This is a genomic window from Desulfatibacillum aliphaticivorans DSM 15576, from assembly GCF_000429905.1.
Classification (GTDB): Bacteria; Desulfobacterota; Desulfobacteria; order Desulfobacterales; family Desulfatibacillaceae; genus Desulfatibacillum; species Desulfatibacillum aliphaticivorans.
Map to the genome: position 1 here is coordinate 96,870 of NZ_AUCT01000008.1, position 26,580 is coordinate 123,449.

Consider the following 26,580-nt stretch of genomic DNA (forward strand, 5'->3'; position numbering starts at 1 on the left):
GGGACGTCGGAACAGAACCTGAGACGTGCTGATGTTTCTCTTTCAAGCCGAATTTCCTTGACCAATCAGAACGCTTAGTTTATTTTGCGAACAGTGTTCTGTTTTATGATCAACTATCATGAGGGAGGAGTAGAGTTAATATGCAAACCAATCTTGGACACATTCTGGCCAATAGAGCCTTTTTATCGCCCAGCCTGGAAGCCTGCGTAGGCGCTGACTATCGCTACACATACGCCCAGGAAAACGCCCGGGCCAACCGCTTCGCCTCCGCCTTGAAGGCCAACGATTTCAAAAAGGGAGACCGCATTGCCGTGCTTTGCAAAAACAACGAGCACATCATCTGCGCCTTGATGGGCGCCGCCAAGATGGGCGTGGTCGCCGCCATCCTGAACTGGCGGCTCACCGCCCCGGAGTTGGAATACATCCTGAACAACTGCGGCGCGGACATGCTGATTTACGACGACGCCTTCGCGCCTGTGGTGGACGAGCTCAAAGGAAACATTCCGACCCGCCTTTTTGTGAGCAAATTCGCAAAGGGGAAGGATCCGGACTTTGAGGATTTCCTGGCCCAAGGATCGGAAGAGGAGCCTTCCATCAAGGCCGGCGGGGACGATCCCTGCGTGATCATGTACACCTCGGGCACCACGGGAAAACCCAAGGGCGCCATGATCAGCCACAACAATGCGTTCTGGGCGTCTCTGGGCCTGACCCACACCCTGCCGTGGGCGTATAAGGAGCGTTATCTGCTCGTGGCGCCGCTCTTCCATATCGGCGGGCTATCGCCGGTGTTCGCCAACATTCACAAAGGCCTTACCACGGTCTTTATGCCGGATTTCGACCCGGTCGGCATGTACAGGACCATCCAGGACGAACGCATCAATTTTATGATGACCGTGCCTTTGATGCTCATGGCCATGGCCATGGTTCCACCGGATGTGGTGGAGAAGTTCGACCTTTCCAGCCTGAATTTCTTTGTATGCGGCGCTTCGCCCGTGCCGCCCTCTTTGATTCATCTATATAATGAAAAAGGCTTCAAAATCGCCCAGGTTTACGGCGCCACGGAATACACCGGCGCCATCACCTTCTGGACTCACGAAATCGGCATGGACAAATGCGCTTCGGCCGGAAAGCCGGTTTTCCACGGCCAGGTCAAGGTCTGCAAGCCGGGGAGCGACGAGGAAGTCCCGGCCGGCGAAGTGGGCGAACTATGTTTATTCGGCCCCCAGGTGTTCTTGGGGTACTGGAACAACCCTAAGGCCAGCGAAGAGGCTTTGACGGGCGGGTGCTATCGCTCGGGCGATTTGGGAAGGATCGACGAAGACGGTTGCGTGTATGTGATCGATCGCTTGAAGGACATGATCATCAGCGGCGGCGAGAACATTTACCCGGCGGAAATAGAACAGGTCCTGCAATCTCATCCGGCGGTGGCCGAGGCCGCGGTTACGGGAAGGCCTGACGAAAAATGGGGCGAAATTCCCGTGGCCCACGTGGCCGTCCGTCCCGGCGAAACCATAACGGAAGAGGACATCCTCCAGGTCTGCCGCGACAATCTGGCTGGCTTCAAGCGAGTCAAGGAAGTGCATTTTGTGGAGGCGCTGCCCAAGAACTCCACTGGCAAAATACTGAAAACCGTTTTAAGAGAAGAATTGGCCAAGTAGTCCGGGTCATGGGGGCGCGGCCTTGAAAAGCGCCCCCTTTCCAAACTCCACACCCAAAATTCATGCGAAAGGAGTACGACCATGAGCTTGCCGGATCGCAACAACCCATACAGCTTTAACGCTTTTTTAGATTGGCGCGAAAACGTGGACTATTACGCCGACGACCCCTTCGCTCAAAAAGTCGTCCGGACTTTTTGCGGCGACATGACCGACGAGGTGGACGCCGCAGCCAGGGAGACCTCCAAAAAGGCCTCGTTCAAATGGCGCAAGCTTTCCGAGGCGTTGGCCTGGCCGGAAAAGCGGCCTTATATGAAGCATTACGACGGGCACAGAAACCGGATTGACCGGATCGAACGCCCCATGGAAACCCAGATTGTGGAAAAGGAGGTTTTCGGCGAAGCCTTGTTCTCCAAGAACACCCATCCCTGGGTCAAGCTGATCAAGATGTTCCTCATGTACCAAAACGGCGAGTATTGCGTTTCGTGTCCTTTGACCTGCACCGAGGGGTTGGTGGCGGTCATCGAGCCTTTCGCCGACACTCCGGAACTGAAAGCCATCCTCAATCATTGCAAGGAAGGCGTGGACGGCGAATTCGCCATTGGCGCCCAGTATCTTTCGGAAATCCAGGGCGGCTCCGACGTGCCTTCCAACCTGGTGGAGGCGGTGGAGGAAGACGGCGTCTGGAAACTATACGGGACCAAGTTTTTCTGCTCGGCGGCTCACGCGGATTACGCCATGGTCACGGCCAAGCCCAAGGGGTCGGAAAAGGTCGGCCTGTTCGTCATGCCGTCCTGGCTGCCAGGCGACAAGGAAAAGGAACGCCGCAACAGCTTCACCATCGATCGCATCAAGTGGAAAATGGGCACCAGCGAACTGCCCACGGCGGAGCTCACATTGAACGGCGCCGTGGCCTACCAGGTGGGGCCGTTGGATCGGGGCCTGGCTAACATGGTGGGTGTGGTGCTGACCTACTCCCGTCTGACGGTGGGCCTTTCCGGCGCGTCCTCCATGATCCGGGTATGGCGCGAGGCCGCAAAATACTGCGAGTTCCGCGAAGCTTTCGGCGTGAACATCAACTTCTTCCCCATGGTTATGGGCCAGCTGGCGGACATGGAAAAAACAGCCAAAAGGACCCTGGCCGGCGCCTTCCGCCTGTACAAGGAAGTGCTGGACCTGCCCGGCGGCTTTTTGGGGGCGTCCAAGGACGAAGACGACGCCATGAAGAAAAAGCGCTTTATGGTGCGCGAGTTGGTCATGCTGCAAAAAATCTGCACCAGCTGGGACTGCCCGGACGTTGTGCGCGCGGCCATGAGCATGTTCGGCGGCCACGGCGTGATGGAGGATTTTTCCGCCCTGCCCAGGCTGTACCGCGACGCCGCAGTGAACGAGTTGTGGGAAGGCCCCCGGAACGTGCTTTTGACCCAAATGCACAGGGACCTGCAAAAGGCGGCGGCGTGGCTCCCGCCCCGGGAACTGGTGGGAAATATCCTTGCGGGCAGGGACGAAGGTCTGATAAAAGAGTTCCAGGATGAAATAGAACAAATTTTTAAGCATCCCAACCTGTTTGAAATGAGTCCTGAAACCATTGCCGTATGCAAGCAATGGGACAGCTTCTGCCACAGGCTGTATCACGCCTACCAGGATCAAGCGCTTGAAATGGTGGAAAGCCGGGACTGATTAATCCGGCCTATTTTTAGTGAATCGCCCCGGGGGACGCTCTGCTTTGCGGAAAATCCCCCGGTTTTTTCACAGGGCGGCAAAACAAAGGATTTGGTCAACCATGCCTAAGCAGCACGCAACATTCGCCAGCCTCAAGGAGGAAGAACGCAAAGCCCGCCAGCGCGTAATCGTGGACGCCGCGGAAAGGGTGTTCGGAAAAAAGCCTTTCGAGCAGGTGAGCATGCGTGAAATCGCCCAGGAGGCGGGCATAGCGGCTTCGTCCATTTATCGGTATTTTCCGGACCAGCAAAGCCTGTTTGTAGAAGCTTTTGTGCAAGGGACGAAGGAAATCATCCATCGGGTGGATCAACGCATCGCCAACGGAAAGGTTTCCACCTTATCCGACTTTGTGCTTATTTACATTGATTTTCTCATCGAGCATGACCATCATTTTCGCATGATGACCAACTTTATGATGGGCGGCCAGTTATCCGGCCCTTTGCTGGAAAAACTCAACCAGGCGGCCCGATCCATCCTGGAGCAATTCGACCGGATTATCGACGGCAACGCCAAGCCTGAACAACTCAGACTCCACTCCCACGCCTTGTTCGCCGCATTAAACGGCATCCTCATATCCTTCCGCAACTATCCCGGCCGCGACCCGGACGACGTACGTCGCCACATGGAGAAGCTGGCCAAACTGGCGGCTTCCATGTGCGAAAGCCACCTAAAGGCGAATTCCGCCGAATAGCATCCTGTAAAAAACTAACGGCGCGCCCAGATATCGTACAGATCCATAAGGGCCAGACGCAGGTTGCCGTTGCGGGCGTGAAAAAGCCGGAAAGAATGCTCCGGCTCCAAAGGGGAGTCCTCAGGCAAAAGGCGGTTTGCCAGAATGTGAAGCAGTTCCGGGGTGGCGGCTGTTTTCAACAGGGTGGGCAAGAGGCCGGGGGAATGGGAGGACACAACCAGAATTCCGGCTTTTCGGGTTTTAAAAACAAAGGAAATCCATCCCAGCCGCGACAATTGCTCGGCGCCGTCCAGCAAAATGGCGCTTTGAAGGTCAAGGCCTGAGCATATTTGCCGGACTTCCTCCTTTTCCGGCCGTTTGCGCTCCTGGTTCAGGCGCAATAAATGAACAGTATATCCATCCATGGAAAGCCGGCGCTTTAGCTCTTCCAGGAAGGTGGTCTTGCCCGTGCCTTTGGGGCCGACTACGGCGCCGCGGCCGCTTTGATTTTTCAAGCCGCCCATAATCCTTTCCCAGTCCGTGCCAATAGGGATGTACGGCAGGGAGTCCATGTAGCGGCTGGCAAAGGGGTTGTCGTGGGCTTTCATTGATTCGGCCTTAAAGGACGATTTCCTTGTCAAAGGGGCTTAAAACGAATTCCTTGGTGCAGACCTCTTTCACGCCCTTGATGTCCAGTTCCACCCCCCAACGGAGGGTGATGAGGGTTCCCGAAAAACTGTAAGGCGCAATGGGCAGTTTAAACTTAAAGGATCGGTTATCCTGCTGCATGGGTTTGTCAAAGACTTGTTGATCCTCCACCTGGCTGTCTTCCGTTCCCTTGCCCATGGTGTACCAGAACAAACGCACCCGGGCCGCCTTGGGCCTCTTATCCAGATACCATGAAACTTGCCCTGTTATGGTTTCGCCGGGCTTGAAGATTGTTCCGCCTTCCAACTGCACGTTCATCATAGTCATAGTGAGGTCCCTTGTTAAAAACGCCCCTCCTGCAGGGGATGGATGCTTATTGTGTAATCGTTTTTGGTGTCAGGCCATTTGGGGATGTCGCAATGGGCCTTCAGCACCCACATGATTTCGTTGTTGCTGCTTTTGAAGGTGTGCATGGATTCACCGGGAATTGCAATGCGCCCCTGCCCCCTTTGCATAAAAGCGGAGTTGGTCTGCTCCGTAATTTCCACCTGATAAAAATTATGGGTGTCGGTTATGGTGTCCGTACCCCGCCTGTACGAGGCGGCTTCCGTCCCGGTCAGCGTCAACGTGAACCGGCTGATTCTGTTTGCGCTGCCTTTGAACTCCCAATTGAAGGACACCTCGTCCCCTATGCAGATAAAGTCGGAAAACAGGGTGATTGTCAGCTTGGGATTAAACGCGGCCAGAACGGCGTGAAAAAAACCGAAGATAATGGCGATCCCTATGAGGACGAAAATCGATATGAAAATCGTGAACCCTATGGATCCGTTCCCGGTCATCCAGCCTTTGACGCATTGAAATACGGCGATCCCGACAATGCCGTTCCAGAAGACGGCGGCGAAAAGCGACCCGAAAACTTTGAACCAGGGCGAATACTTGGGTTTCAGGATGGTCATCCCGCCGCCGGTTACACCAGCGTTCTCGCCCTTGAAAGACTCTGAAAAACCGGCTGTTTGGGGGCGCTTTCGGCTTCGGGTATACGAGGGCCGCTTATCCTTCGCTCCGAACAGGGAGTATAGAATCCCGACGCCGCCCACAATCATAAAAATAAGCGGAAGAATGGCAAACCAGGCCATGCCCCCCAGGGACTTGTTCAGCACGGCTTCGGAAGGATCGTCCGGGTTGACGTAGCATACGGCCTGGGATCCCGCCGGGTAGCGTCTGACAATTTCCTTTTTGCCCGAATACCCGCTGGAAGACCCGGTCATGAAGCTGTATTGGCTGGAGCGATAGGCCCGGCCGTTTGCTTTGTAGGAATACAGGATGTCCACGCTGTAGGTGTCGCCGTCGTCGCCGTCATGGGTTTGCACCCGGCTGGACAGGATGGTGCAATCGGTTCGTTGCCAATCGCCGGAGGTGAGGGAGTTTATCCAGGGAGATAAAAAGAAAAAATAGCCTATCAGGCTACCCGCCAGAAAGAAGATGCTGAAAAAAGCAGCCCCTCCAAGGCGGCCTTTCCAGGAGGAGCCCCCGTCCGCCTTGGAGCGCACCTGCCGCTCTGGCTTGGAGGAACTCGTCCATCCGCCAATGAATACGGCTGCCCCAATGACGATGAATATCATGGGTAAGAATACGGCAAAACCCATGGCCAGGCTGGAGAACTCCAAAATGGACTGGCCCGGCATTTTGGGATTGACGTAGCAATAGGCCTCCCCGCCAAGGGCGTATTGCCTGGCTTTGGCGTCCGCCTCGCCCACCTTGGAAAACACATTGTCGTCTTTCAGGTTCAGCTTGTGCGAAGTCCGTTCCCTGCCGTTGAAACTGTATTGGTAGCCCACCCGAAACCGGTAGCCGTCATTAACCACGTCCACCTGGCTTTCCATGATCACACAGGGAGTTTTTGCCCAGCTTCGGGTCTGGTAATTGTCCCAGACGTCCGTGAGGATCATGTAGGCGAAAAAGCCTCCTGCCGCCATGAAAACCAGTCCGAACAGGCTCATGAACAAGCGTTGAGTGATGCCGGTTTTTCCGTCAACAGTCATAGTTTTTTATTCCTTGGAAATTGTGAAGTGGGGGATTCCTGGCAAATCCCTTTTTCCCCTATACCACACACCCTTTTGGATCGTAAACCACAGCACTCTGATTCCGGCATGCTTAACCGGAATCTCATGAATGACGCATCTTTTGAGGAAAACATTTTTTGTTGCTTATCCAGAGGGCGCCTTGGCATCAAGCGGCGTCTTAGTCAAGACTTCGCTCTTTCCTTCTTGGATCCGGCGCTTTTAACGGAAGAATATCCAGCGGGTATTCATTGCGCGTATTGTTGCGGCCTTCCATGGCAAGGTGCACACGCAGCTTCCAGTTGACGAAATATTTTTTCTTCTCCCCGGGGGACGAAGTTCCGGCTTCCAGGGAGTGCATGGTTTCCAGGGGAATGTTCAGGATCGCTTCGCCGTTTCGCATGAGGGAATGGGCGCTGGTCCTGAATTGCTCCTCTGTATAAAACACATGCCTGCCGGACAGATTTCTCTTTCCCAGCTTATAAATGACCTTTTCCTCTCCGGCCAGAATAAAGGCCAGCCCTTGGGCCTTGCCTAAATTCCCTTTGGCTTCCCAGGTGAGCTTGACGTTATCCCCCAAATGCAGGGAGGAGGCGTGGATTGTCGCTGTGACGCGCGGGTTGAATGCGGCGAGGAAAAACGGCCTGGACTTAAAGAGGACGGTCAGGCCTACGGGCGCATAAATCAAAAATAATAATACCGCTTCCGCCCCTGGCGGGTCGGTTATTATAAAAAAAGCCGCCGCCGTCATCGCCAGGTTCAGCAACAAAGCGCCAAGGCTTTGCCCCACGCCGCTTGTCCTGGTTCGCAAAACCAAGCAATCGATGCCCGGTTGAATGCGGTTACCATCAAACCCGGCGGCATGCCTGTTAGGTTTTCTTTCGTTTCTGTTCTTACGCCGGTTTTGCAAGCTGGATTCCCGAGTCCGGAGAATGACGGGCTTAATGAGCATGGACTTGCTTTTAGGCCGATGGGTTTTCTTTCTTTTGCTATCCGGAAAGTTGACAATCCAGTCGCTGATTCCGATCCCCGGCCAAAACGCCAGAAGGATTCCGCACAGGCCCGGAATAATGATCAAAAGAGAAGAAAGCGCCCTGCTCATATCCGGGCTGTAACCCGTTTTCAGAACGGCCAGGCCCGGCTTTCTGGGATTGACGAAGCATACGGTCCTGGCGCCCCTGGGGTATTTGGCGATTATCGCCTCCTGGGAGCCGCTCTCAATGGAAGACTTTTGATCATATTTATATGCATTGGACCAGTATTGCTTTCCTTTATAGCAATACGAATACAGGACGTCCGTTTTGAACAGATCCCGGCGCCCCGAGTGTTTGGTCAGAACCCTGCTCAGGGCGACCGTGCACTCCGTCTTTTCCCAGCTTTCCGAAGGCCTGTTTGCATAGGCGGACCACAAGGCCGGAATTCGCCCGTAGGCGAGTCCGCCTGCCAGGAGCGCCGCCATCAGACAGGCGATGGCCAGGCGCTCAAGCAATGCGTAGTCGCCTATTCGATACTCCAGCGGAAGCCCCAGCCAGGCTTTTCGAAAGCCGGACGCCGCGGCGAATAGAAAGGCCAGGCAAATCGGGTATAAAAACCAAAAGCTGTATTTATCGGTTTCAAGAACCGCCTTGCTTGGATTGCTCGGATCTACGTAGCAAAAGGAATCCGCTCCCGCCGGAAATTCTCTCGCCAGTTCCATGGCTTCTTGGGCGGAATAAAAAACAATCGGGTTTAAGCGATGCCGCTTGGAAGTGAAGGCTTCTCCGTTCACCTCATATTCGTATTGCACCAAAAACTTATAGCCTTTGGGAACCGCGCGCCCGGAGCTTTGGACGACGCGGCAGGGCGTTTTGGTCCAGAACGGCAGTCCCGCGCTATCCGCCTGGGCCATTTGGATGCCCCACCACCAGCCAAAGGCCAGTGCAATAAGAACCAGTCCTCCAAAAACGTGCGCGGCTCTTACCCAAAGGGAAGCCTTTGCTGATTTTGGTTTATCCCCGGCCATTTAATGTTCCTGCCTGATGCGATCCATGGAGAATAATAAAATCTGTCAGCTTTTGGGATTGCACTCAAAATGCTGTCGGATGACCCTGCGGCCGGTCAGCAATGCTATTCGTCCCGCATCGGGGAGTTTAACTCCGTGGGATGATGCGTCCATATCACAACCCTTTTATGGGATGAATTTTCAACGGGTATTCCCGAATTGGGTTCGGGCGGCCTTTGCCCTTGCATAGCACTACCAGCAGCCAGGTAATGGAGTATTTTGTATTGAGGACGAAAAAGCTCTCCACCTCAGCTTCCAGAGAATGCATGGTTTCACGCGGAAGGTTTAACAATATTTCCCCCTTGGAGGATAAAGCAGGCCCGAGACGGCTGACGAGTTCCTTCTGGAAAAACAGATGGCTTTTTTCCTCAGAGTTCTTCTTTCCCTGTTGCCGAACGCTTTCTAACCCTGCCAAAACAATTGCAAAAGATTCGATTTTGTTCCGATCTCCATGTATCTGCCAAGTGAGCTTTACATCGTCGCCCAGGCTGAGGCGGCCGGAATGAAGCGTTACCTCAACCCAGGGGCTGAACCAGCTTAAAACCTCACGTGCGTGGGGCGCAATATATAACAAGCCCAAAAAAATCATGATAACATAGAGGGAAAAATCATCCCAGTCATCTCCTCCGGCCAGCACATCATAGAAGCAGAACAAAAAATATCCAATCCAGCACAGCAAAAACAGGAAGACGGCGGCCGTCACAATGCGCCTTTTCAGTTTGGGCTTAAAAACCTGCTTTCCCGACTCGGATGAAAATGAGCCGCCGTCCTTCCAAACGTTCCTATTCAGCCTCCTCCGCCGTCTTTTCCCGCCAGAGGCCAGCCATAAGCCGTAGACTCCGGCGCCTAAGGGCAGAAGAGGTGCAAGTAATAAAATAGGGCTAAACCCAAGCTCCCTTTTCAATACCGACTGGCTGGGCTTGAGCGGGTTGACAAAGCATTTTGCTCCAGACCCTTTGGGATAGGCTTCTATAATTTCTTTTTTTGCGGAATAGCCTTTGGTGGGCTCGCTGCCAAAGTTGTATGCATTCGACCGGTGTTCCTCGTCATTGAAGGAGTAGACATACAAAACATCCACCCAATACCTTTTCTTGCCGCCGTCAAATTCCGTTTGAACCAAAGACCGCTCAATCGTGCAAGCCGTTTCCTGCCAGAACCAACAGGTTGCATACCCTGCCATTGGCTTGAAATTTATGTACTGCCCCAAAGCAAGGCCCGACGCAATGGCGAATAGGGATAAGCAAGCCAAGCCCCAGGAATACATAGGCGAGTGGTATCTTTTTATGGGAGACGGAGAAGCAAGGCCTCCGAACCAGGCGCTTTGAATGGTATGCAAGCCAAAAATGGCGCAGCCCAGCGGCAAAAAAAAGAAAAGGAAAGGCCACGGGCTCCAACCGTTGTCCAACACCGCTCGCTCCGGGTTTGCGGCGTCCACATAGCAAACCGCGTCCTGGCCCGGCTTGTACTTTTCGGCCAAAGCGCCGGCCTCGGCCCATTGGTTAAAAACCTGGCTTTTAAAATGATATTTATAAGATTGATAGTCCACTGCATTATAACGATATGCATATGCGACGACATATTCATAGCCCGTCCGCAAGGGCCTGACGCGGCTTTCCTCTATCCGGCAAGGAGTCTTGACCCAGTTCAACTGAGGCTGCCGCCAGGATTGCACCAAAAATAATCCACAAATCTGGGCGACGGCCGCAAGGATCAAAAACAAACCGGCGGCTGTGTATCCGACTTGCTTGAGCCGGGGCGGCTTCCAATCTTTGTTGTCTGCTCCTGCCATGGCACCTTCAGCTGTCTGTCAGTGATTATGGATGGATCTTGCGATGTTTACCACGAAGCGACGCCGGGGTAAATCCCCTGAGAGACAAAACCCGCCTTTTATACCGCCAAAGCGGCCCCAATATTCAGGCCTTGGGATCAGGACCATACCACATGCAGTGCTTTGCCAAAAAATATGCCCGGATTCCTAAAGATTTTTCGCCTAAAGCCCGACAAAACGAATACCATTAGTATTCTCATAGGGCGGCTGCTCCCGGGCTGCGGAAAGGAGACAAACATATAAATAGGGAGGCTATGGAGCCAATCGCGGTTCCAATGGGTTCCAGGCAACCAACAACCTTTTTCGGATTTTAAAAAGGAGGCAGCCATGGACAAACACCTTGTCAATTACGACACTCTCATCAAAGTCACCCGGGCCATTTCCATGAGCAAAGACCCGGAAGAAATCGCCATCCTGGCGGTCAACTCCATCAAGCGGGCCCTGTCAGTCAAGGGCGTCACCCTTTTCCTGGTCAACAGAAAAACCCAGGAGCTTGAAGTCGCCGCATCCACAGGGCTCAGTCAGGAGTATCTGAAAAAAGGCCCCGTCAGCGCCATCCGCTCCATTGCGGACTCCCTGGATTCCGGCCCCATCGCCATTTACAACGTCACCGACGACCCCAGGCTTCAATATCCCCAGGAAGCCGTCAAGGAAGGCATCGCCTCCATTCTTTCCGTGCCTATTGAAATTCACGGCCAGACCATGGGCGCACTGCGCGTGTACACCTCCGAGCCTTGGGAGTTTGTCATGGGCGACGTGAGCATGGTGCAGGCTGTGGGCCAGATGGTGGGCATGGCCCTGGATATGGCCAGGCTCACGCGCGGCTACAAAAGCAGCATCGAAGTCCTTAAAACCATGCGGGATCCTTCCCGAATGAAACCGCCCATCATGGAGGGCTTTGAAGGGCTGCCCGTATGATTTCGCCGCCCCGGCGGACGGGGCTTGAACGCAACTCCGACTCCTTGCGGAGGCTGGAGAACCAAAACCGGTCTCCGCATTTTATTTCGGATTTGAAGAATAGTCCTACTACGACGCCAACGCCTTAAAACTTATTCAATATCCTGCGCACCAGCCCGACTTCGGGATCGCTTTGCCGGTATTTTTTCAAGCTGGCCATCATCTCGTTGATGGCGCCCGCCGCCGTTTCCCGCACTTCCTCCAGGACTATGGGATCGTCCTCGCATCCCTTATAAGGGGCCGTGTCGATGGGCCTGCCAAAATAGCAATAAAAGCGCTCCGGCCTTGGCAGCACGCTAAGTCCAAGCCCTCGGGCCAGGGGAGGAATGGCCTCCCCCTCCCTGACCAAATCCAGAAGCCCGGGAATTTTGGAAAGCAGCCGCCCGGGCCGGGATTTCACCACGTCCCCGCCGTCCAGGAATATGGAATAGGCGTAGTCCGGGCCCAGCGAGGCGATAGGAAGGATGGGGTATCCGTACTTGATCGCCAGCCGGGCGAAGCCGTAGCGTTCCTTCCAGATGAGATTATGAATTTCCCCTTTGCGCCGGCAGACCTCCCTGCCCCCGCCCGGATAGACCAGGATGTCATCCCCGGCCTTCATGAGCCGGGCGCAGTTTTCGGGAGTCCCCTCCACCACGCCGAATTTTTCCAGAAACCGCCTCCACACCGGAATTTTAAAATGAAACCGGTCCCCCAGCCCGCGCGGAAAAACGCCGGTCTCCCGGTATAAGGCCACGGCGTACAAGGGGGCGTCCATGACTCCGTAGATGGTGTGGTTGCCGACGAACAAGTGCGGCTGGGAAGGGTCCACATTATCAAGCCCGAAAATCAGCGGGTTGAAATAAAGCCGGGGCAAGGTCTGCAGCAGGTGCATGGTTTCCGCGGACAGGGGCGGTCTGAATACATCTCTTTTTAGGGGCATCGCTAAACTTCGCTGTATCTGAAACAGTCCACAAGGTGATCGTTAACCATGCCCATGGACTGCATGTAGGCGTAGCAAATGGTCGGGCCGACGAAATTAAAGCCTCTTTTCTTCAAATCCTTGCTGAGAGTCTGGGCCAAAGGGGTTTGAGCCGGAACCTCGTCCATGGTCTTCCAGGCGTTTTTGATGGGCGCTCCGTCCACAAAATTCCATATGTAGGAATCAAAGGACCCGAATTCTTCCTGAACCTTGAGAAAAGCCCGGGCGTTCTGCACGGCGGATTTGATCTTAAGGCGGTTGCGGATAATTCCGGCGTCCTGGGCCAGGGCCTCCATCCTGGTTTCGTCGTACCGGGCGATTTTTTCGGGATCGAATGCGTCAAAGGCTTTGTTATAGTTGGCCCTCTTACGCAGAATGGTAATCCAGGCCAAGCCGGCCTGGGCGCCTTCCAAAATCAAAAACTCAAACAGCCTGCGGTCGTCGTGACAGGGCAGGCCCCACTCCAAGTCGTGATAGACGATGTAATCCGGGTCGTCCCCGGGCCATGGGCAGCGTGCTTTCATGAAATAATACCGATTGCTGAAATAGTAAGTGTGCAGAGCAGCGTCTTAACCGACCGGTCAAACAACGTCATTTCCATAACGGCCGAGGCTTGTCCTGTCAATACCGTATTCAGGGCAGCCCTGGCGTCTGTTCAACAGGCTGATTCTAAAAGTGCGGCTCGGTTCGGAGGATGGATTAGATCTGGTTGTATCTGAAGCAATCCGCCTGGTGGTCGTTGACCATGCCAATGGTCTGCATGAATGCGTAGCAAATGGTCGGGCCGACGAAATTAAAGCCCCTTATCTTCAAATCCTTGCTCAGGGCCTTGGCCAATGGGGTCTGGGCCGGAGCCTCCTCCCAGGTTTTCCAGGCGTTCTTGATGGGCGTCCCGTCCACAAAGCGCCAGATGTAGGAGTCAAAGGACCCGAACTCCTCCCGGACCTTAAGAAAGGCCCGGGCGTTTTGTACGGCGGATTTGATCTTCAGGCGATTTCGGATAATCCCGGAGTCCCGGGCCAGGGCTTCCATTTTGGTTTCGTCGTATCGGGCGATTTTTGCCGGATCAAAGGCGTCAAAGGCCTTGCGATAATTCGCCCGCCTGCGCAAGATAGTCACCCAGGCCAACCCGGCCTGGGCGCCGTCCAGAACCAAAAACTCGAACAGCTTTTGGTCGTCATGGCAAGGCAGGCCCCATTCCAGGTCGTGATAAGCGATTAAATCCGGGTCGGCCCCGGTCCATGAGCAGCGTGTTTTCATCTTTTTTTGCTTCAAAGGGATTTTGTATTCCGGCAGCGTTCAAACCGAGCGTTAAAACAACCCCACTCCAGTATCGGCCAGGGAGAACCCTGTCAATATGATTGAGGGAATAATTCCGGGACAAATTTTCAATTTGGAGAATATAGCAAGTAGATGCTGGGAGCCTTCCCCTCCTGGCTTTGAGGGCGAGCAACCATGGTTTTCCCAAGAAGGGGAAAGGCTCCCAAGATGAAATTGTTTCTGCGGTTTGCGACTATTTTCCCTTGTTGATGAAATCAGGCTTGGTGAACTCAGGGCCGGGATAGTTGTAAAAGCCCTTGCCCGTCTTTGCGCCCAATTCCCCCTTATCCACGTAGGTTTGTAAAAAGGCTGCGTTTTCCTTCAGCCTGGGGTCGTCGTCGTATGTGGACCAATACTCGGTGATGTGATGGCAGGTGTCCAGGCCGATGGAGTCCATGATGGCGAAGGGTCCCGTGTGGACGCCCATGACGCCCATCCAGGCGCGGTCAACATCCTGGGGTTCGGCCACGCCGCGCGCCGCCAGGGATTGAGCCGCCCGGAGCCATTCGGTCAAAAGGGCGTTGAAGACGTAGCCCGGGCTTTCCTTTTTCAGGACGATGGAGACCAGTTCCATCTGATCGCTAAAAGCCTTGACAGCCTCGATGGTCTCGGGCGCCGTACCCGGATGAGGCATGATGTCCACGACATTGTTGAAGGAGACGTCATGAAAATGCAGGGCCGCGAATTTTTCCGGCCTTCCCGTGGCTTCCGCAAAGGCCGAAGGCATCAGGGTGGAGGTGTTGGTCGTAAAAATGACGTTTTCAGGGCATAGTTCGTTAAACTGGGCGAAAACCTTGCCCTTCAGCTTGGGAACTTCAGGCACGGATTCGTTGACAATGTCCGCGCCTTCGGCGGCTGCGGCAGCGTCGCTGGTGAAACTCATGCGGTTCAACGTAGCTTCCGCTTCCTCCTGGGTCAGCTTGCCCATCCTTACAAAGCGCCGGCCTAATTTGGCCGCCCTGTCCTGGGCGAAAGCCAGGCTCTCTTCGCTGATATCGTACACCGCCACGTCCAGGCCCTTGCTGGCGCACAAAAAACCGATCTGGTGCCCCATGGTGCCCGCTCCCAGGATCAATACCTTTTTAAATTCCATACTGCTCACCTTCTCTCCTTATTTAACCGTAATGGCCTTATTCTCTGCAAAGGCTTCCGCCGTCCACCGTCAAGGTCGCTCCCGTGGTGTAGGATCCGGCCTCGGAGACCAGATACAACACAGCCCCGGCCATTTCAATAGGTTCGGCGTGCCTGCGCAAGGGCAGCGTGCTGGTGACGAATTCCTTCACGTCGTCGTCGTCAAAGAGAGCCTGGGCGAACTTGGTCCTTGTCAACCCGGGCAGCAGGGCGTTGACGCGAATGTTGTCAGGCCCCAACTCCATGGCGTACGCCCGGGTCAGCATGATGAGGGCCGCCTTGGTGATGGAGTAGATGCCGCGGAACTTGGCGGGATTAATCCCGTTGACCGAGGACGTATTGACAATGGCGCCGCCTCCGCCCTTTCTCATGATCGGCGCCGCAAACTTGCACATGAAGAACGGGCCCTTGAGGTTGACGTCCAGAGTCTTGTCATAAACCGCTTCATCTGCGTTTTCCATGGGGCCGTAATACGGATTGGCGGCGGCGTTGTTCACCAGGATGTCCAGCCTTCCAAAGCGCTTTTCCACTTCCTGGAACAAGGCGTCGATCTTGTCCACATATCCCATATGGCAGGGAATCACATCCGCTTTGCCGCCTTTGTCCCTAATGTCCTGGGCCACCTTTTCCAAGGCTTCGGCCTTCCGGCTGACCAGGATGCAGTGGGCGCCGTTTTCCGCCAATGTATGGGCAATAGCCTCCCCGATTCCGCGGCTTGCGCCGGTGATCAGGGCGATTTTTCCTTCCAGGGAAAAGTTGACTGCCATGGGGGACCTCCCTTTTTGTTGGGGTTTGTTGAGTAGCAAAATTCAGCCGGTACACGGTTATTCATTTTGGCGGTCATTGTCAAGAAAAAACGAACGTTCGTTCTATTTATGAGCGTCGGGTTTGTTCCTTCAGAGCCATTTGCCCCTTCATTCCAAAATATTTTTTAAGCTTATTTCCAAATCCGGCGGATGGCCGGATTGCGCATTACAAAGATTTTTCGTCCGTCTCGCCGGCCGCCTGGGTGAAGGCCATGTGGGTCCAGGAGACCTCGTCTCTGCCCAAGAGGTCAGGCAGATCAGCGTGCAGGATTATTTTCAGCCCCTGTTCGGCCGCCAGCCTTTCAAGGGATTGGGCCGAACACGGATGCATCACCCTTTGGTCGGGCGAGGGGCCGTGCCTCAGGGTTATGACCAAGACCCCGTTTGAATCCAAAAGGGCTGCCAGGGATTCCATGGCGGCGGGTCTTTGGTCGGGAGATACATGAATCCATACAGCGTTCAGCAGAATCAGGACGAATTTTTCGTTTAGGCTCAGGACTGCGTTCAGCAGGGGAAGGCTGTCGTCAATCCACCGGACCGAGGATTGGGGGCGAAGCTCCCTGGCCCTTTCTCGCATGGCGGCCGAGGGCTCCACGGCGGTCGCCTGGCATCCCCTCTTTTCCAGCCAGGAAGCGTCCCTGCCCGATCCGGCGCCCACGTCCAAAACTTTGGCGCCCGGCTTGGGCAGCAGATGCAGCCATGGGGCGTAGGCCTGCTCCGGGCTCACGCCTTCGTAAAAGGAGGCGTATAGGCCGGCGTTTTGGGAGTAGCCTTTTTCCATCTCCGTCCCTGCTTGGCGGAACATAAACGCAATGGCGGCCGCATGAATTAGTTCTGCCCCGGGCCGTCGCCCTCTTCTATGAATTGCCGGGCGTATTTTCTATATAAATGATAAAAAAGCACGCCCATGACCTCGTGCCCCCTCAGCGCCAGTTCCTGTTTTTCCTGATTTTTAGCGTCCTCGGTGGCTTGGTGAAAGTCGTCAATGAGAATCTTGACGATATCGGTGAACTGCTTGCCTATGGCGGACATGGTGATTTCAGGGTGAAAGCTGGATTTGCGGTTGATTCCGGATTTGGCCATGGCCACCATGACCTTTCCGATGCTCACATCATCCTGGGAGTATACGCTTTCCCCGTTTTCAGTGAGAGAGCCGATCAGGTTCCATTCCTTCAACTTGGGCAGCCAGCGCGCCGCAAGGCCCGTGGCTTCCAGAAAAGCCTCGTCTCCCTTGACCCCGGCCCCCAGGTAATGCTCCATGGGCCGGAAAAACTCCATGCGCAGCTTCAGCAAGGCCTGCTTGCTGGCGCTCCTGTGCTCCCACAACACCTTTTTGATCGTGGGCAGCGGAAAAAAGAAATCGTTTTGCAATTCCTTAATTAAATGAATGCGTTCCACATAACTCTGGTCATAATCGGCGGAGTTGCTCCCGGTTTTTTCCGGCTTGGGCAACAAGCCGGCCCGGATGTAATAATGTATGGTTTGTTTGGGCACTCCGGTGCATTTGACCAATTCGCTGATTTTCATAAAACCTGCCTCCCTGTAAAATAACTGGGGTTTTCACCCCAGAGTGAACGCTATACCGGAATGGGGCCTTCTTCGCAACCAACGCAACTGCAAACGGAGTGACGTCCGACTTTTACTGGGGGGCGGACGCCAAAAAAACAGGACTCGATAAAGTGTATCCACGGGGATATTTGTCATAAGAACCGAACACTTGCTCGCAAAAAACTACCGGGGTACAGCCTTGTTTTCAACGACGGTAAGCAAAATGTGCTTGACAATGTATCCTACTGTTTATTAAAAATAAAGCAAAACTTTCGTATAGAGTCACTAAACGTATAGTGATCATACACTCTATACAGTTCTATTTATTCCGTTTTCTGTTCTTGAAGCTCGTTTTTGCGGAATTGCCCCAAATATATAAAGTCCGAAGCCGAACCCGATTTCCTTTTTAGGGTTTGGTCGCCATAAAATACAAACCTTCCCCCATCTGCAATTCCAGGAAGGTTAAGAGCCGGTTACGGCTGGACGGGATTTACACACCCGGATAAATCCGGAGGCTCGTCCCAGGCGGAAAAAGGCGGAGGCCTTGCTTGCCAAGGCCGGATGAGATCAGCCGAAAACGTTTTATTTCCTTGTTTTCACTGGAAATATCGTCTTTAGAACAAGACCTGAGTTTTTGTCTGGCCCCATACCCTCTCCTCTTGTCGCCAGAGCGCTGTGCGCCCAAGGCGGTCCGCACCGGCAATAGATGTATTGTTGCATATAAGTCGCCCAAACAATCTAAATTATCACGCTGGTGCGGTGGAGTGCGTGCTCGCCGGACAGGAGGCGTGGTTCACCCACACAAAATGAGGAGGGAGCTTATGAAATCATGCAAGATCATCGTTGTACTTATGGCGGGACTGGCATTGTCCTGGGGGCTATTCCTGTCCACCGCGGCAGCAAAGCCGATTAAAATCGGTGTATTGGGCCCCATGTCCTTTACACAAGGCGAGGGGCATTGGAACGGCGCCACCATGGCCGCGGAAGAGGTGAATGCCGCCGGGGGCATTCAAGTCGGCAAGGAAAAACGGGAAATTGAACTGGTGAAAGTGGACACCAACGAGTTTTTGAGCATCCCGGATGCCACAAACGCCGTTGAAATGGCTGTCTCGCGCCATAAAGTGGATTTCCTCGTGGGTGGTTTCCGTACGGAAGCCGTGCTGGTGATGCAGGACATTGCCATGGAATCCAAAACGGTTTTCATAGGCTGCGGCGCCGCCCATCCCCAGCTTTGCACCCGAGTTTTGGACGACTATGACACCTATAAATACTGGTTCCGCCTGACTCCCATCAATTCCAGCTACCTGGGCAAGGTGGACTTTATTCTTCTCGGCACCGCCGGCGCTATCATCAAAAAGGAGCTTGGCGTTGAAAAAGTCAAGGTGGCCATTGTGGCTGAAAAAGCCGCCTGGGCCGACCCCATTGTGGCCGCCGCCCAAAAAATAATTCCCGAAAAAATGGGCATGGAAGTGGCCGGCGTATGGCGTCCTTCCCCGGTAGCCACCGACTGCTCCGCCGAGCTTTCGGCCATCCAGAGGGCCGGCGCTCATATCGTCTTCACCACCTTTTCCTCCTCCGTGGGCCTGACCTTCGCCAAGCAGATGGGCGAGCTCAAGGTCCCGGCCGCTCCTGTGGGCATCAATGTGGAAAGCCAGAAAAGCGGCTTCTGGGAAGCCACCAACGGGGCGGGCAACTACGTGCTGACCATCAACACTTACAACCCGGTAAAAATTAGCGAATTCACCATCCCCTTTGTCGAAGACTACAGGAAACGCTATGGGGAGATGCCGAACTACACGGCCGGCACCCATGACGCAATCAAAATTTTACAGGTTGCTATTGAAAAAGCAGGAACCATCAATTCCGACGAAGTCGTGAAGATGCTTGAAGCCACAGACTTAAACACCGCCGCCGGCAGGGTTGTGTTTGACAAGTCTCACGATGTCACCTGGGGCCCCAATTACGTGACCGCCCTTGGAACCCAATGGCGGGACGGCGAAATGAAGTGTGTATGGCCCTACAACTGGGAGGGCGTTACCTATGAAGGCTCCGTGCCCTACAAACTGCCGCCCTGGATGGTGGAATACTGGAAAAACAAGTAACAAGATTTGCCTTTTGTGTCTGCCTTCCCGGCCTTGGCGCCGGGAAGGCCGATTTTTCCCGAACCAAATAGCGAGCTACCGCTTGGGCGCCGGTTTCCATTGGTGTTTGTGGGGAAGCTTGTGAGGTGATTTATGTTAGTTGATATGCTTATCGACGGCCTCATTAAAGGAAGTGTGTACGCCTTGCTGGCCATTGGATTTTCCCTGGTCCTGGGCGTGGCGCGGATTATCAATATCGCCCACACAGCTCTTTATATGACGTCGGCATACATGATTTACGTTGGAACCAAATTGCTGGGCCTGCCTGCCATTTTGTGCATGCTGGTGGCCATCGCCCTCACAATCCTTTTAGGATTGCTCGTATACAATTTTTTCATCCGGCCGATCCAGGAGCACGAGGCCGCCATGCTCATTTCCACCATTGCCGTGGGCATGATGCTTCAGGAAGTGTTCCTGATGATTTTTGGAGGCCACTACCTGGGTGTGGAACCTCTGGTCAGAGGGTACACTACCATACTGGGGGTGAAGGTAACCAACCAGCACTTGCTGGCTCTGGGACTGGCTCTTATTGTCCTTGTTTCCGTCCGTTTATTCCTTATGAAAACCCGCACGGGCCTGGCCATCCGTTCCACCGCCAACGACCGCGAAGTGGCCAATCTCATGGGCATGAACGTGACTGGCGTGGCTTTTGTTACCATGGCCGTATCCGTGGGGCTGGCGTCCATTGCGGGCGCCATTGTGGCGCCTCTGGTGACGGTGGAGCCCACCATGTGGATGCATCCCCTGATCATGATGCTGGCCATCGTGGTGCTGGGCGGCCTGGGAAGCATCGAGGGAAGTTTTGTGGGGGCGTACATCCTGGGATTCGCCGAGTCCCTGGTTGTTTTCATGGTGCCCATGGGGTCTTTTCTTAAGGATTCGGTAGCACTCACCATTATGATTTTGGTGCTGCTGGTCAGACCGGAAGGATTGTTCGGTGTATCCTTCGAGGAGGAGCGTTAGGATGCGTATTGTGGTTACATATATCCGCAGAGTGTTAAAGATCCTGCGCGCTGAAGTGTTGGTGCTGCCCAGCCGCGTGACGGTGATGGTTTTCGCTATCGCCTTGCTGGCATTACCCTTGGTGACACAGGACTATTACATTCTGCGCATCATGATATTAACGTCTATTTTTGCTATCTTAGCAGCGAGTTGGGATTTACTGTCCGGGTTTACCGGACAAATGAACTTCGGCCACGCACTTTTTTTCGGGGTGGCCGCCTATGTAACGGCCTTGCTTAATCTCAGATTAGGCCTGCCGCCGTATTTTTCCATTCCCCTGGGCGCCATGGGCGCTGTCCTGACAGGGCTTATCGTGGGCATTCCGTGCCTGCGCCTGAAAGGGTCCTACCTGGCTCTCACCACGCTGGCTTTCCCCATCATTCTCATGGGCCTCGTGTTCGCCTTTCCCGGCATCACCGGAGGCGAATTGGGGCTTTCCGGCCTGACCAAGCTGACGGGTTCCCGGGTGATGGATTATTACGTGACCACCAGTCTGATGCTGATCCTGGGCGGGGTCATGTGGAAGATTACCGACTCCAACACGGGAGTCATCCTCCACGCCATTCGGGAAGACGAAGTGGCTGCTAGAGCGGCAGGAATCAACACCACCCGGTACAAGCTCCTGGCTTTTTGCCTGAGCGGCTTCTTTGCGGGAATCGCCGGCGGGCTGTACGCCCATTTTATGCGTCTGGCCGGCCCTTCCACTCTGGAAATAGGCCTCTCGTTCCAGGTCATCATCTGGTCGGTTTTCGGCGGCATGGTCTCCATTTACGGCCCCATCGCCGGGGTGTACATCCTCAACCCATTCATGGAAGTGCTCAGGATCATCCTGGACAATTTTCCCAGCCTTCCGGAAATGCGGATGTTCATCTTTGCGGCCCTGGTTCTGCTTACGCTCCGGTTCATGCCCGAGGGGTTGATTCCCTGGCTGCGGGACAAGGTGGAGTCGGAATGCCCCAGGTGCAAAGTGCGTAATGTATTTTTCCGACGAAGTTGCCGAATATGCAACGCCGATATGACATGACAAATATTGACCCCCATACCTTAGAAATAGGGAGGTAAGTATAGATGGACGCAATGCAGGCATATATATCCAAGCCGTGGTTGCAACATTATCCGGAATCGGCGCCGCACACGATCGATATTCCGGAGGTTTCCGTTCCCGATCTTTTCAATCAAGTGACGGAAAAATTCGGCAAAAAGACCGCGGTGAATTTTTATGGCAGGAATATCAGTTATAAGGAGTTAAAAGATCAGGCGGATCGATTCGCCGCGGCCCTGGATTCCATGGGAATCAAGAAGGGGGACCGGGTCGCCCTGTACCTTCTTAACTGTCCCCAATTCATCATTTGCTACATGGGCGCTTTGATGATCGGCGCCGTGGTGACCCCGGTCAGCCCGGTATACAGCAGCAGCGAAGTGCGCCATCAGCTCACGGACAGCGGCGCCAAAGTGATTGTTTGCCAGGATTTTCTTTACGACAATGTGATCGAGGCGGAAGTGAAGCTGGACAAGATTATTCTGACGGGCGTCAATGAATATTTGCCCAAGCTGAAAAAACTGTTCACCAAGGGCATTTTAGGCAAGGCTTACGGCGGGGTGGAAGCCCCGGACTCGGCGACCATGGCCGACCAGGGTTTGATCAGCCTCCAGGATCTGCTGAAAAAGCACTCCCCCAACCCGCCCAAAGTGGAAATCGACCCGGTTAACGACCTGGCCGCCCTGCCCTACACCGGCGGCACCACAGGCCATCCCAAGGCAGCCATGATCAGCCATTACACCATTGTGTCATGCCAGGCTCAGGCCATGGAGTTCTGGGGCCACCTGCTGGAAGAGGGCAACGAAACCGTCATCGCCTTTTTACCTTTGTTCCACATTTACGGTCAGGTGATCATCATGCTGACCGGTCTGGTGCACGGATTCAACCTGGTTCTGTTCACCACCCCGGATCTGGACAAGATTCTCAACGCCATGGATCAGTATCAGGCCTCGGCATTCTACGGAGTCCCCACCCTGTTCGAATACCTGAAGGAATACGACAAAACCAACCGGGTGAACTGGAAGAAGCTCAAACTGGTGGTTTGCGGCGCAGACACCCTGCACGATACCACCGTGGAAGACTGGGAGCGCCGCACAGGCAGCCGGATCATCGAAGGCTACGGCATGACCGAGACCGCAGCCGCCAGCCTGGCCAACCCTCCTCACAGGCCCAAAAGAGGCTCTTTTGGAATTCCTTTGCCCAACATCACGGCTGCCATCATCGACGTGGACGGAACCGAAGCCATGCCTGTGGGCGAAGTGGGTGAACTGGTCCTTTCCGGCCCCAGCATCATGACCGGCTACTGGCAGCGCCCGGACGACAATCAGGAAACCATGGTGGAACTCGCGGGCATGACCTGGCTCAGGACCGGCGATCTGGTGAAAATGGACGAGGAAGGGTATTTCTACTTTTTCGACAGAAAGCGCGACCTCATCAAATACAAGGGATACTCGGTCTTCGCCAAGCACGTGGAGGAGGTCCTGTACGACCATCCCCAGGTCAAGGCCGCCGGCGTGGTGGGCGTTCCCAATCCCAAAGTCGGCCAGATGATCAAAGCCTACGTCGTTCTCCAGGCGGAAGCCCGGGGAAAAATTTCCGAAGAGGAAATCACGGAGTACTGCAAGACCAAACTCGCCCATTACAAAGTACCCCAGATCATAGAATTCCGGGGCGAACTGCCCAAGACCGACGTGGGCAAGGTGTCCAGACGCGAACTTCGGGAGGAAGTGGAGGAAGCCTAAAATGGCCCAATCTTTTTTGGAAATAAAAAATCTGCGCAAGGAGTTCGGCGGGCTGACGGCGACCAATGACGTAACTTTCAGCATGGGCCGCCGGGAGATCATCGGCCTTATCGGACCGAACGGGGCGGGCAAAACCACCCTGTTGCGCCTTATCAGCGGCATACTCAAGCCCACGTCCGGCTCCATTAAGTTCAAAGGCAAGAACATCACCGGCGCAAAAACCTGGAACATTGTGAATATGGGCATTGCCAGCACGTTCCAGAACATGCGCCCGTTCCGGCGTTTGCCCATTGTGGCCAACGTCATGGTGCCCTGCCTGAGCCCCAGAGCCATGAAACGCGGCGAATGGGTGAAAAAAGTGGAAGCCAAGGCCATGGACGCCCTGGAGTTCGCAGGCATATCGGACATGGCTCTGGAAAAGGCCTCCACCCTGTCTCAGGGGGACCTCAAGAGGCTTGAAGTGGCCAGGGCCGTAGCAACGGACCCGGAACTGCTTATTCTTGACGAGCCTTTTGGAGGCCTTAGCCCTGCGGAAACCGAGTTGATGGCCAAGTCCGTGGCCCGGCTCCACAAGGGCGGGCGCTTCGGCCGCCTGCACAGCGAAGGTCCGGCCATGATCATCATCGAACACAAACTGCAGCAGCTCATGAAAATCGTGGATCGCATCATTGTGCTGAACTTTGGAACCATACTGGCTGACGGCCCCCCGGACTTGGTGGTCAAAGACCCCAAGGTTATTGAGGCCTATCTGGGAGATGGAGGAACAACGTGCTCTTAGAAGTTTCCAACCTGACTGTTTGTTACGACAGGGCCGTGTTGATCAATGACGTCTCCCTCCGTGTGGATGAGGGAGAGCTGGTCAGTCTCGTGGGCCCGAACGGCGCCGGCAAGACCACTGTACTCCGTGCTATAACCGGGTTGGTGGCCTGGGATAAAATGACCCTTAGAGGGACCTCCCAGGGAGATATCACCATTAAAGGCAAGGTGATGTTCGACGGCAAGGATATCTCCAAAACCCCGGCCCATCAAATTGTAAAAATGGGGCTTGTCCACTGCCCGGAGCGGCGCAGGCCCTTTAGGGAATTAACCGTTAAGGAGAACCTCATGGCCGGCGCTTTTCTCCATATGAAAAAAGCCGACATCCAGGACGAACTGGACAAGGTGTTCAAGCTCTTTCCGGTCCTGGGAGACCGCTTGAACCAGGTGTCCGGCACCCTGTCCGGCGGCGAGCAGCAGATGCTGGCCGTCGGCAGGGCTTTGATGTCCCGGCCCAAGCTCCTGCTCATTGACGAGCCCTCCACCGGGCTGGCGCCGTTAATGCGGGAGGAGGTTTTTAACAAGATCGCCGAAATCAGGTCGCTGGGCATCACCATCATGCTGGTGGAGCAGGAAGTGGCCTCGGTTTTCAGCATGGCTTCCAGAAGCTACGTGCTTTCCACGGGCAAAATTATCGCCCAGGGCGCATGCGACGCATTGCTGGAAGACGAAATGATACGCAAGACCTACCTGGGTCTGTAGCAGTGGGCGGATAACAATCCGTCTTGTATAGGCCATGCCTTCCCCCCAAAAAAGGGCGCTGAATCCCGGCTTGCGGGCCGGTCCTGAAAAAAGGACCGCCCCTTGCCGGGACGACGGCCTTTCCCGCCTCCATGAAATTCATCAGGCGATTAAAGCCCCAATTTTGTTGGGTTTCGCGGGGCTCTACCCAACAGCGCGGCATGGAGAGACATGGGTTGGGTTAAGAAGTCCGGCGTTCAAGCTGAAAGCCAGCGATCATGCATGCGGACTTCAGACCCAACAAAATGTCGCCCGAATTGCTTCATTCAAACCCGCCTCAAAGAAGCCTCAAACGTCAAACGTAGATTTGACCCCATGTCCATTCGACCTAAAGCCGGCGAAGCACGCCCAGGGCGCCGGTCATGGGGCACTCTTCAAAGAGCTTGGACGCCTTGGCCAGGTTGTAAATCTCGTAAGGCGCCTGACCGCCCTTGGCCGGATCGTCAAAAATGTCGTGAATGGCAAGGTAGCCGCCGGGCATCACATGCCCCGCCCACGAGACATAATCCGTATAGGCCGCTTCAAAGGTATGGCCGCCGTCAATGAACACCAGCGCCAAAGGCGTGGCCCATTGCCTGGAGGCGATGCGCGACTTGGTCACCATGGCGATGACCGTATCTTCCAGGCCGGCGGTTTCCAGGGTTTTCCGGAAAAAGGGAAAGGTATCCATCCGGCCTTCGCCGTCCACCAGATCCGAGTCGTGATACTCCTCGCCTGGCTGCTGCTCCTCGTTGCCCCGGTGGTGATCGATGGAAAACAGCACTGCGCCGGCTTCCTTGCAGGCGGTTCCCAAAAACAGGGTGGACTTGCCGCAATAGCTGCCGATTTCCAGGCAGGGGCCTTTGGCGCCCGCTTCCAGGGCGATGTCGTAAAGCCTTTGGGCTTCGTCTTCGGCTAAAAAGCCCTTAACGGGCAGATTGTACAGAGTTTTGATATCCATATGCTTCTTTCGGCCTCATTTTTCAAGGCGAAGATATTTATAGTTTTGATTACTGCCCGGCTTATCTGACTGGATGCCCGGCGGCGACCATCATAATGATTCCCTCTTCCTCCGGGTCCAGTTGCAGGAGGGCGTCTGCTTCTTCGTCGTATATGGCGCCGATGGCGCAGGTTCCCAAGCCCAGGCCGGCGGCGCTCAGGGCCAGGTTTTGCCCCATGTGCCCGGCGTCCAGATAAATGTATCGGTAGGCCCGCTGTTTGTATTTCCACTTGCTGCGCTCCCAGACCGCCGTGAATAAAAAGGTCACGGCGGCGGACATGCACATTTTCTGATCCAGGGCCGCACGGGTCGCATGGGGGCGAAAATCGCCCTCTTCCATCAATTCCAGGGAATGATCCAGGGGAAAGTAATGGTACAGGCCGGGGGGCGCGTCCTCGACGTTATGAACAACCAGGTAGGTTTCAATGGGATACAACGCGCCGGCTGAGGGGGCGGTGCGAAAGGGGTAGTTTTCCTCAATACGCTGAACGCCGGCCGCGGCCCAGGTTATGTAGGAAATATCCTGAAACGAGACGGCCTTGCCGGAAAAGCGCCTGACGCTTCTGCGGGTTCTGATGCACAGGTCCAGGGGAGCGATAAGCCGGGGTTTGGGCTTGTCCAGGACGATTTTTTTCGCCCCTTCGTATTCTTTATACGGCTTGGGCCGCGTGGAAAGATCCAAGCGCCCGCCCGGCAGTTTGTCGCGCCGGTATTTGGTTTCCTTTTGAAACCTGTCCCCTATTCCATCCATATTCCCTCCCTGTTTTTTCGGC

The 26,580-nt window shown here is 54.8% G+C and carries 24 protein-coding genes; 10 read left to right on the forward strand and 14 right to left on the reverse strand.

What is annotated here, in order from left to right; genetic code table 11:
- Positions 1-140: 140 nt before the first annotated feature.
- From G491_RS0109125 to G491_RS30090, 3 genes are all read left to right on the forward strand, one after another.
- Positions 141-1,658: a class I adenylate-forming enzyme family protein gene (locus G491_RS0109125; RefSeq protein WP_028314375.1), complete on the forward strand. Its 1,518-nt coding sequence runs from the start codon at positions 141-143 to the stop codon at positions 1,656-1,658.
- Positions 1,659-1,739: 81 nt separating this feature from the next.
- Positions 1,740-3,335, forward strand: a complete 1,596-nt coding sequence (locus G491_RS0109130) for an acyl-CoA dehydrogenase family protein (RefSeq protein ID WP_028314376.1) — start codon at positions 1,740-1,742, stop codon at positions 3,333-3,335.
- Positions 3,336-3,438: 103 nt separating this feature from the next.
- Entirely contained in the window at positions 3,439-4,068 is a 630-nt protein-coding gene (locus G491_RS30090; protein WP_015947836.1) for a TetR/AcrR family transcriptional regulator, read from the forward strand.
- Positions 4,069-4,082: 14 nt separating this feature from the next.
- Here the strand turns inward: G491_RS30090 and G491_RS0109140 are convergent, their stop codons facing one another.
- From G491_RS0109140 to G491_RS0109160, 5 genes are all read right to left on the reverse strand, one after another.
- Positions 4,083-4,655: a P-loop NTPase family protein gene (locus G491_RS0109140; RefSeq protein ID WP_028314377.1), complete on the reverse strand. Its 573-nt coding sequence runs from the start codon at positions 4,653-4,655 to the stop codon at positions 4,083-4,085.
- 10 nt (positions 4,656-4,665) lie between these two features.
- Entirely contained in the window at positions 4,666-5,022 is a 357-nt protein-coding gene (locus G491_RS0109145; protein WP_157468142.1) for a hypothetical protein, read from the reverse strand.
- 14 nt (positions 5,023-5,036) lie between these two features.
- Complete coding sequence (locus G491_RS0109150; protein WP_028314379.1) at positions 5,037-6,737, reverse strand: DUF3592 domain-containing protein; 1,701 nt, start codon at positions 6,735-6,737, stop codon at positions 5,037-5,039.
- Positions 6,738-6,936: 199 nt separating this feature from the next.
- Entirely contained in the window at positions 6,937-8,757 is a 1,821-nt protein-coding gene (locus G491_RS0109155) for a DUF3592 domain-containing protein (protein WP_028314380.1), read from the reverse strand.
- Between the two features lie 154 nt (positions 8,758-8,911).
- Positions 8,912-10,585 (reverse strand): DUF3592 domain-containing protein, encoded by a 1,674-nt coding sequence (locus tag G491_RS0109160; protein ID WP_028314381.1) that lies wholly within the window; start codon positions 10,583-10,585, stop codon positions 8,912-8,914.
- 366 nt (positions 10,586-10,951) lie between these two features.
- Between G491_RS0109160 and G491_RS0109165 the strand changes: the two genes are divergently transcribed.
- Complete coding sequence (locus tag G491_RS0109165; protein ID WP_015947843.1) at positions 10,952-11,542, forward strand: GAF domain-containing protein; 591 nt, start codon at positions 10,952-10,954, stop codon at positions 11,540-11,542.
- Between the two features lie 124 nt (positions 11,543-11,666).
- Here G491_RS0109165 and G491_RS0109170 read toward each other — a convergent pair whose 3' ends face one another.
- From G491_RS0109170 to G491_RS33625, 7 genes are all read right to left on the reverse strand, one after another.
- Positions 11,667-12,503: a lysophospholipid acyltransferase family protein gene (locus G491_RS0109170; protein ID WP_028314382.1), complete on the reverse strand. Its 837-nt coding sequence runs from the start codon at positions 12,501-12,503 to the stop codon at positions 11,667-11,669.
- Positions 12,504-12,505: 2 nt separating this feature from the next.
- Positions 12,506-13,066, reverse strand: a complete 561-nt coding sequence (locus tag G491_RS0109175; protein WP_028314383.1) for a DNA-3-methyladenine glycosylase I — start codon at positions 13,064-13,066, stop codon at positions 12,506-12,508.
- 175 nt (positions 13,067-13,241) lie between these two features.
- Entirely contained in the window at positions 13,242-13,802 is a 561-nt protein-coding gene (locus G491_RS0109180) for a DNA-3-methyladenine glycosylase I (protein ID WP_028314384.1), read from the reverse strand.
- Between the two features lie 253 nt (positions 13,803-14,055).
- Positions 14,056-14,955 (reverse strand): 3-hydroxyacyl-CoA dehydrogenase, encoded by a 900-nt coding sequence (locus tag G491_RS0109185; protein ID WP_028314385.1) that lies wholly within the window; start codon positions 14,953-14,955, stop codon positions 14,056-14,058.
- Between the two features lie 37 nt (positions 14,956-14,992).
- Positions 14,993-15,760, reverse strand: a complete 768-nt coding sequence (locus tag G491_RS0109190; protein WP_028314386.1) for an SDR family oxidoreductase — start codon at positions 15,758-15,760, stop codon at positions 14,993-14,995.
- A 205-nt stretch (positions 15,761-15,965) separates the two neighbouring features.
- On the reverse strand, positions 15,966-16,580 hold the full coding sequence (locus G491_RS0109195) for a class I SAM-dependent methyltransferase (RefSeq protein ID WP_028314387.1): 615 nt from the start codon (positions 16,578-16,580) through the stop codon (positions 15,966-15,968).
- Between the two features lie 47 nt (positions 16,581-16,627).
- Positions 16,628-17,326 carry a MerR family transcriptional regulator gene (locus tag G491_RS33625; RefSeq protein ID WP_015947850.1) on the reverse strand — a complete coding sequence of 233 codons (699 nt, stop codon included), beginning with the start codon at positions 17,324-17,326 and terminating at the stop codon, positions 16,628-16,630.
- Positions 17,327-18,168: 842 nt separating this feature from the next.
- Between G491_RS33625 and G491_RS0109205 the strand changes: the two genes are divergently transcribed.
- From G491_RS0109205 to G491_RS0109230, 6 genes are all read left to right on the forward strand, one after another.
- On the forward strand, positions 18,169-19,449 hold the full coding sequence (locus G491_RS0109205) for an ABC transporter substrate-binding protein (protein ID WP_028314388.1): 1,281 nt from the start codon (positions 18,169-18,171) through the stop codon (positions 19,447-19,449).
- A gap of 132 nt (positions 19,450-19,581) precedes the next feature.
- A complete protein-coding gene (locus tag G491_RS0109210) occupies positions 19,582-20,451 on the forward strand; it encodes a branched-chain amino acid ABC transporter permease (protein WP_015947852.1) in 870 nt (289 codons plus the stop codon).
- A gap of 1 nt (position 20,452) precedes the next feature.
- A complete protein-coding gene (locus tag G491_RS0109215; protein WP_028314389.1) occupies positions 20,453-21,514 on the forward strand; it encodes a branched-chain amino acid ABC transporter permease in 1,062 nt (353 codons plus the stop codon).
- Between the two features lie 44 nt (positions 21,515-21,558).
- Positions 21,559-23,271: an AMP-binding protein gene (locus G491_RS0109220; protein WP_028314390.1), complete on the forward strand. Its 1,713-nt coding sequence runs from the start codon at positions 21,559-21,561 to the stop codon at positions 23,269-23,271.
- Position 23,272: 1 nt separating this feature from the next.
- Complete coding sequence (locus G491_RS0109225; RefSeq protein ID WP_028314391.1) at positions 23,273-24,049, forward strand: ABC transporter ATP-binding protein; 777 nt, start codon at positions 23,273-23,275, stop codon at positions 24,047-24,049.
- Positions 24,040-24,789: an ABC transporter ATP-binding protein gene (locus G491_RS0109230; protein WP_028314392.1), complete on the forward strand. Its 750-nt coding sequence runs from the start codon at positions 24,040-24,042 to the stop codon at positions 24,787-24,789. Before G491_RS0109225 ends, G491_RS0109230 begins: the two co-directional genes overlap by 10 nt.
- Positions 24,790-25,156: 367 nt before the next feature.
- On the opposite strand, the gene G491_RS0109235 is transcribed toward G491_RS0109230, so the two are convergent.
- Positions 25,157-25,768 carry a class I SAM-dependent methyltransferase gene (locus tag G491_RS0109235; protein ID WP_015947857.1) on the reverse strand — a complete coding sequence of 204 codons (612 nt, stop codon included), beginning with the start codon at positions 25,766-25,768 and terminating at the stop codon, positions 25,157-25,159.
- Positions 25,769-25,829: 61 nt separating this feature from the next.
- Positions 25,830-26,558, reverse strand: a complete 729-nt coding sequence (locus G491_RS0109240; protein ID WP_015947858.1) for a SagB/ThcOx family dehydrogenase — start codon at positions 26,556-26,558, stop codon at positions 25,830-25,832.
- Positions 26,559-26,580: the final 22 nt, after the last annotated feature.

What these genes read in the sequence shown, in the direction of transcription:
- G491_RS0109185 (WP_028314385.1), bottom strand. Translation starts at nt 14,955, where the DNA reads ATGGAATTTAAAAAGGTATTGATCCTGGGAGCGGGCACCATGGGGCAC.
- G491_RS0109125 (WP_028314375.1), top strand. Translation starts at nt 141, where the DNA reads ATGCAAACCAATCTTGGACACATTCTGGCCAATAGAGCCTTTTTATCG.
- G491_RS0109165 (WP_015947843.1), top strand. Translation starts at nt 10,952, where the DNA reads ATGGACAAACACCTTGTCAATTACGACACTCTCATCAAAGTCACCCGG.
- G491_RS0109235 (WP_015947857.1), bottom strand. Translation starts at nt 25,768, where the DNA reads ATGGATATCAAAACTCTGTACAATCTGCCCGTTAAGGGCTTTTTAGCC.
- G491_RS0109140 (WP_028314377.1), bottom strand. Translation starts at nt 4,655, where the DNA reads ATGAAAGCCCACGACAACCCCTTTGCCAGCCGCTACATGGACTCCCTG.
- G491_RS0109160 (WP_028314381.1), bottom strand. Translation starts at nt 10,585, where the DNA reads ATGGCAGGAGCAGACAACAAAGATTGGAAGCCGCCCCGGCTCAAGCAA.
- G491_RS0109150 (WP_028314379.1), bottom strand. Translation starts at nt 6,737, where the DNA reads ATGACTGTTGACGGAAAAACCGGCATCACTCAACGCTTGTTCATGAGC.
- G491_RS0109195 (WP_028314387.1), bottom strand. Translation starts at nt 16,580, where the DNA reads ATGGAAAAAGGCTACTCCCAAAACGCCGGCCTATACGCCTCCTTTTAC.
- G491_RS0109145 (WP_157468142.1), bottom strand. Translation starts at nt 5,022, where the DNA reads ATGACTATGATGAACGTGCAGTTGGAAGGCGGAACAATCTTCAAGCCC.
- G491_RS0109215 (WP_028314389.1), top strand. Translation starts at nt 20,453, where the DNA reads ATGCGTATTGTGGTTACATATATCCGCAGAGTGTTAAAGATCCTGCGC.
- G491_RS0109170 (WP_028314382.1), bottom strand. Translation starts at nt 12,503, where the DNA reads ATGCCCCTAAAAAGAGATGTATTCAGACCGCCCCTGTCCGCGGAAACC.
- G491_RS33625 (WP_015947850.1), bottom strand. Translation starts at nt 17,326, where the DNA reads ATGAAAATCAGCGAATTGGTCAAATGCACCGGAGTGCCCAAACAAACC.
- G491_RS0109205 (WP_028314388.1), top strand. Translation starts at nt 18,169, where the DNA reads ATGAAATCATGCAAGATCATCGTTGTACTTATGGCGGGACTGGCATTG.
- G491_RS0109240 (WP_015947858.1), bottom strand. Translation starts at nt 26,558, where the DNA reads ATGGATGGAATAGGGGACAGGTTTCAAAAGGAAACCAAATACCGGCGC.
- G491_RS0109190 (WP_028314386.1), bottom strand. Translation starts at nt 15,760, where the DNA reads ATGGCAGTCAACTTTTCCCTGGAAGGAAAAATCGCCCTGATCACCGGC.
- G491_RS0109130 (WP_028314376.1), top strand. Translation starts at nt 1,740, where the DNA reads ATGAGCTTGCCGGATCGCAACAACCCATACAGCTTTAACGCTTTTTTA.
- G491_RS0109220 (WP_028314390.1), top strand. Translation starts at nt 21,559, where the DNA reads ATGGACGCAATGCAGGCATATATATCCAAGCCGTGGTTGCAACATTAT.
- G491_RS0109225 (WP_028314391.1), top strand. Translation starts at nt 23,273, where the DNA reads ATGGCCCAATCTTTTTTGGAAATAAAAAATCTGCGCAAGGAGTTCGGC.
- G491_RS0109155 (WP_028314380.1), bottom strand. Translation starts at nt 8,757, where the DNA reads ATGGCCGGGGATAAACCAAAATCAGCAAAGGCTTCCCTTTGGGTAAGA.
- G491_RS0109175 (WP_028314383.1), bottom strand. Translation starts at nt 13,066, where the DNA reads ATGAAAGCACGCTGCCCATGGCCCGGGGACGACCCGGATTACATCGTC.
- G491_RS0109210 (WP_015947852.1), top strand. Translation starts at nt 19,582, where the DNA reads ATGTTAGTTGATATGCTTATCGACGGCCTCATTAAAGGAAGTGTGTAC.
- G491_RS30090 (WP_015947836.1), top strand. Translation starts at nt 3,439, where the DNA reads ATGCCTAAGCAGCACGCAACATTCGCCAGCCTCAAGGAGGAAGAACGC.
- G491_RS0109180 (WP_028314384.1), bottom strand. Translation starts at nt 13,802, where the DNA reads ATGAAAACACGCTGCTCATGGACCGGGGCCGACCCGGATTTAATCGCT.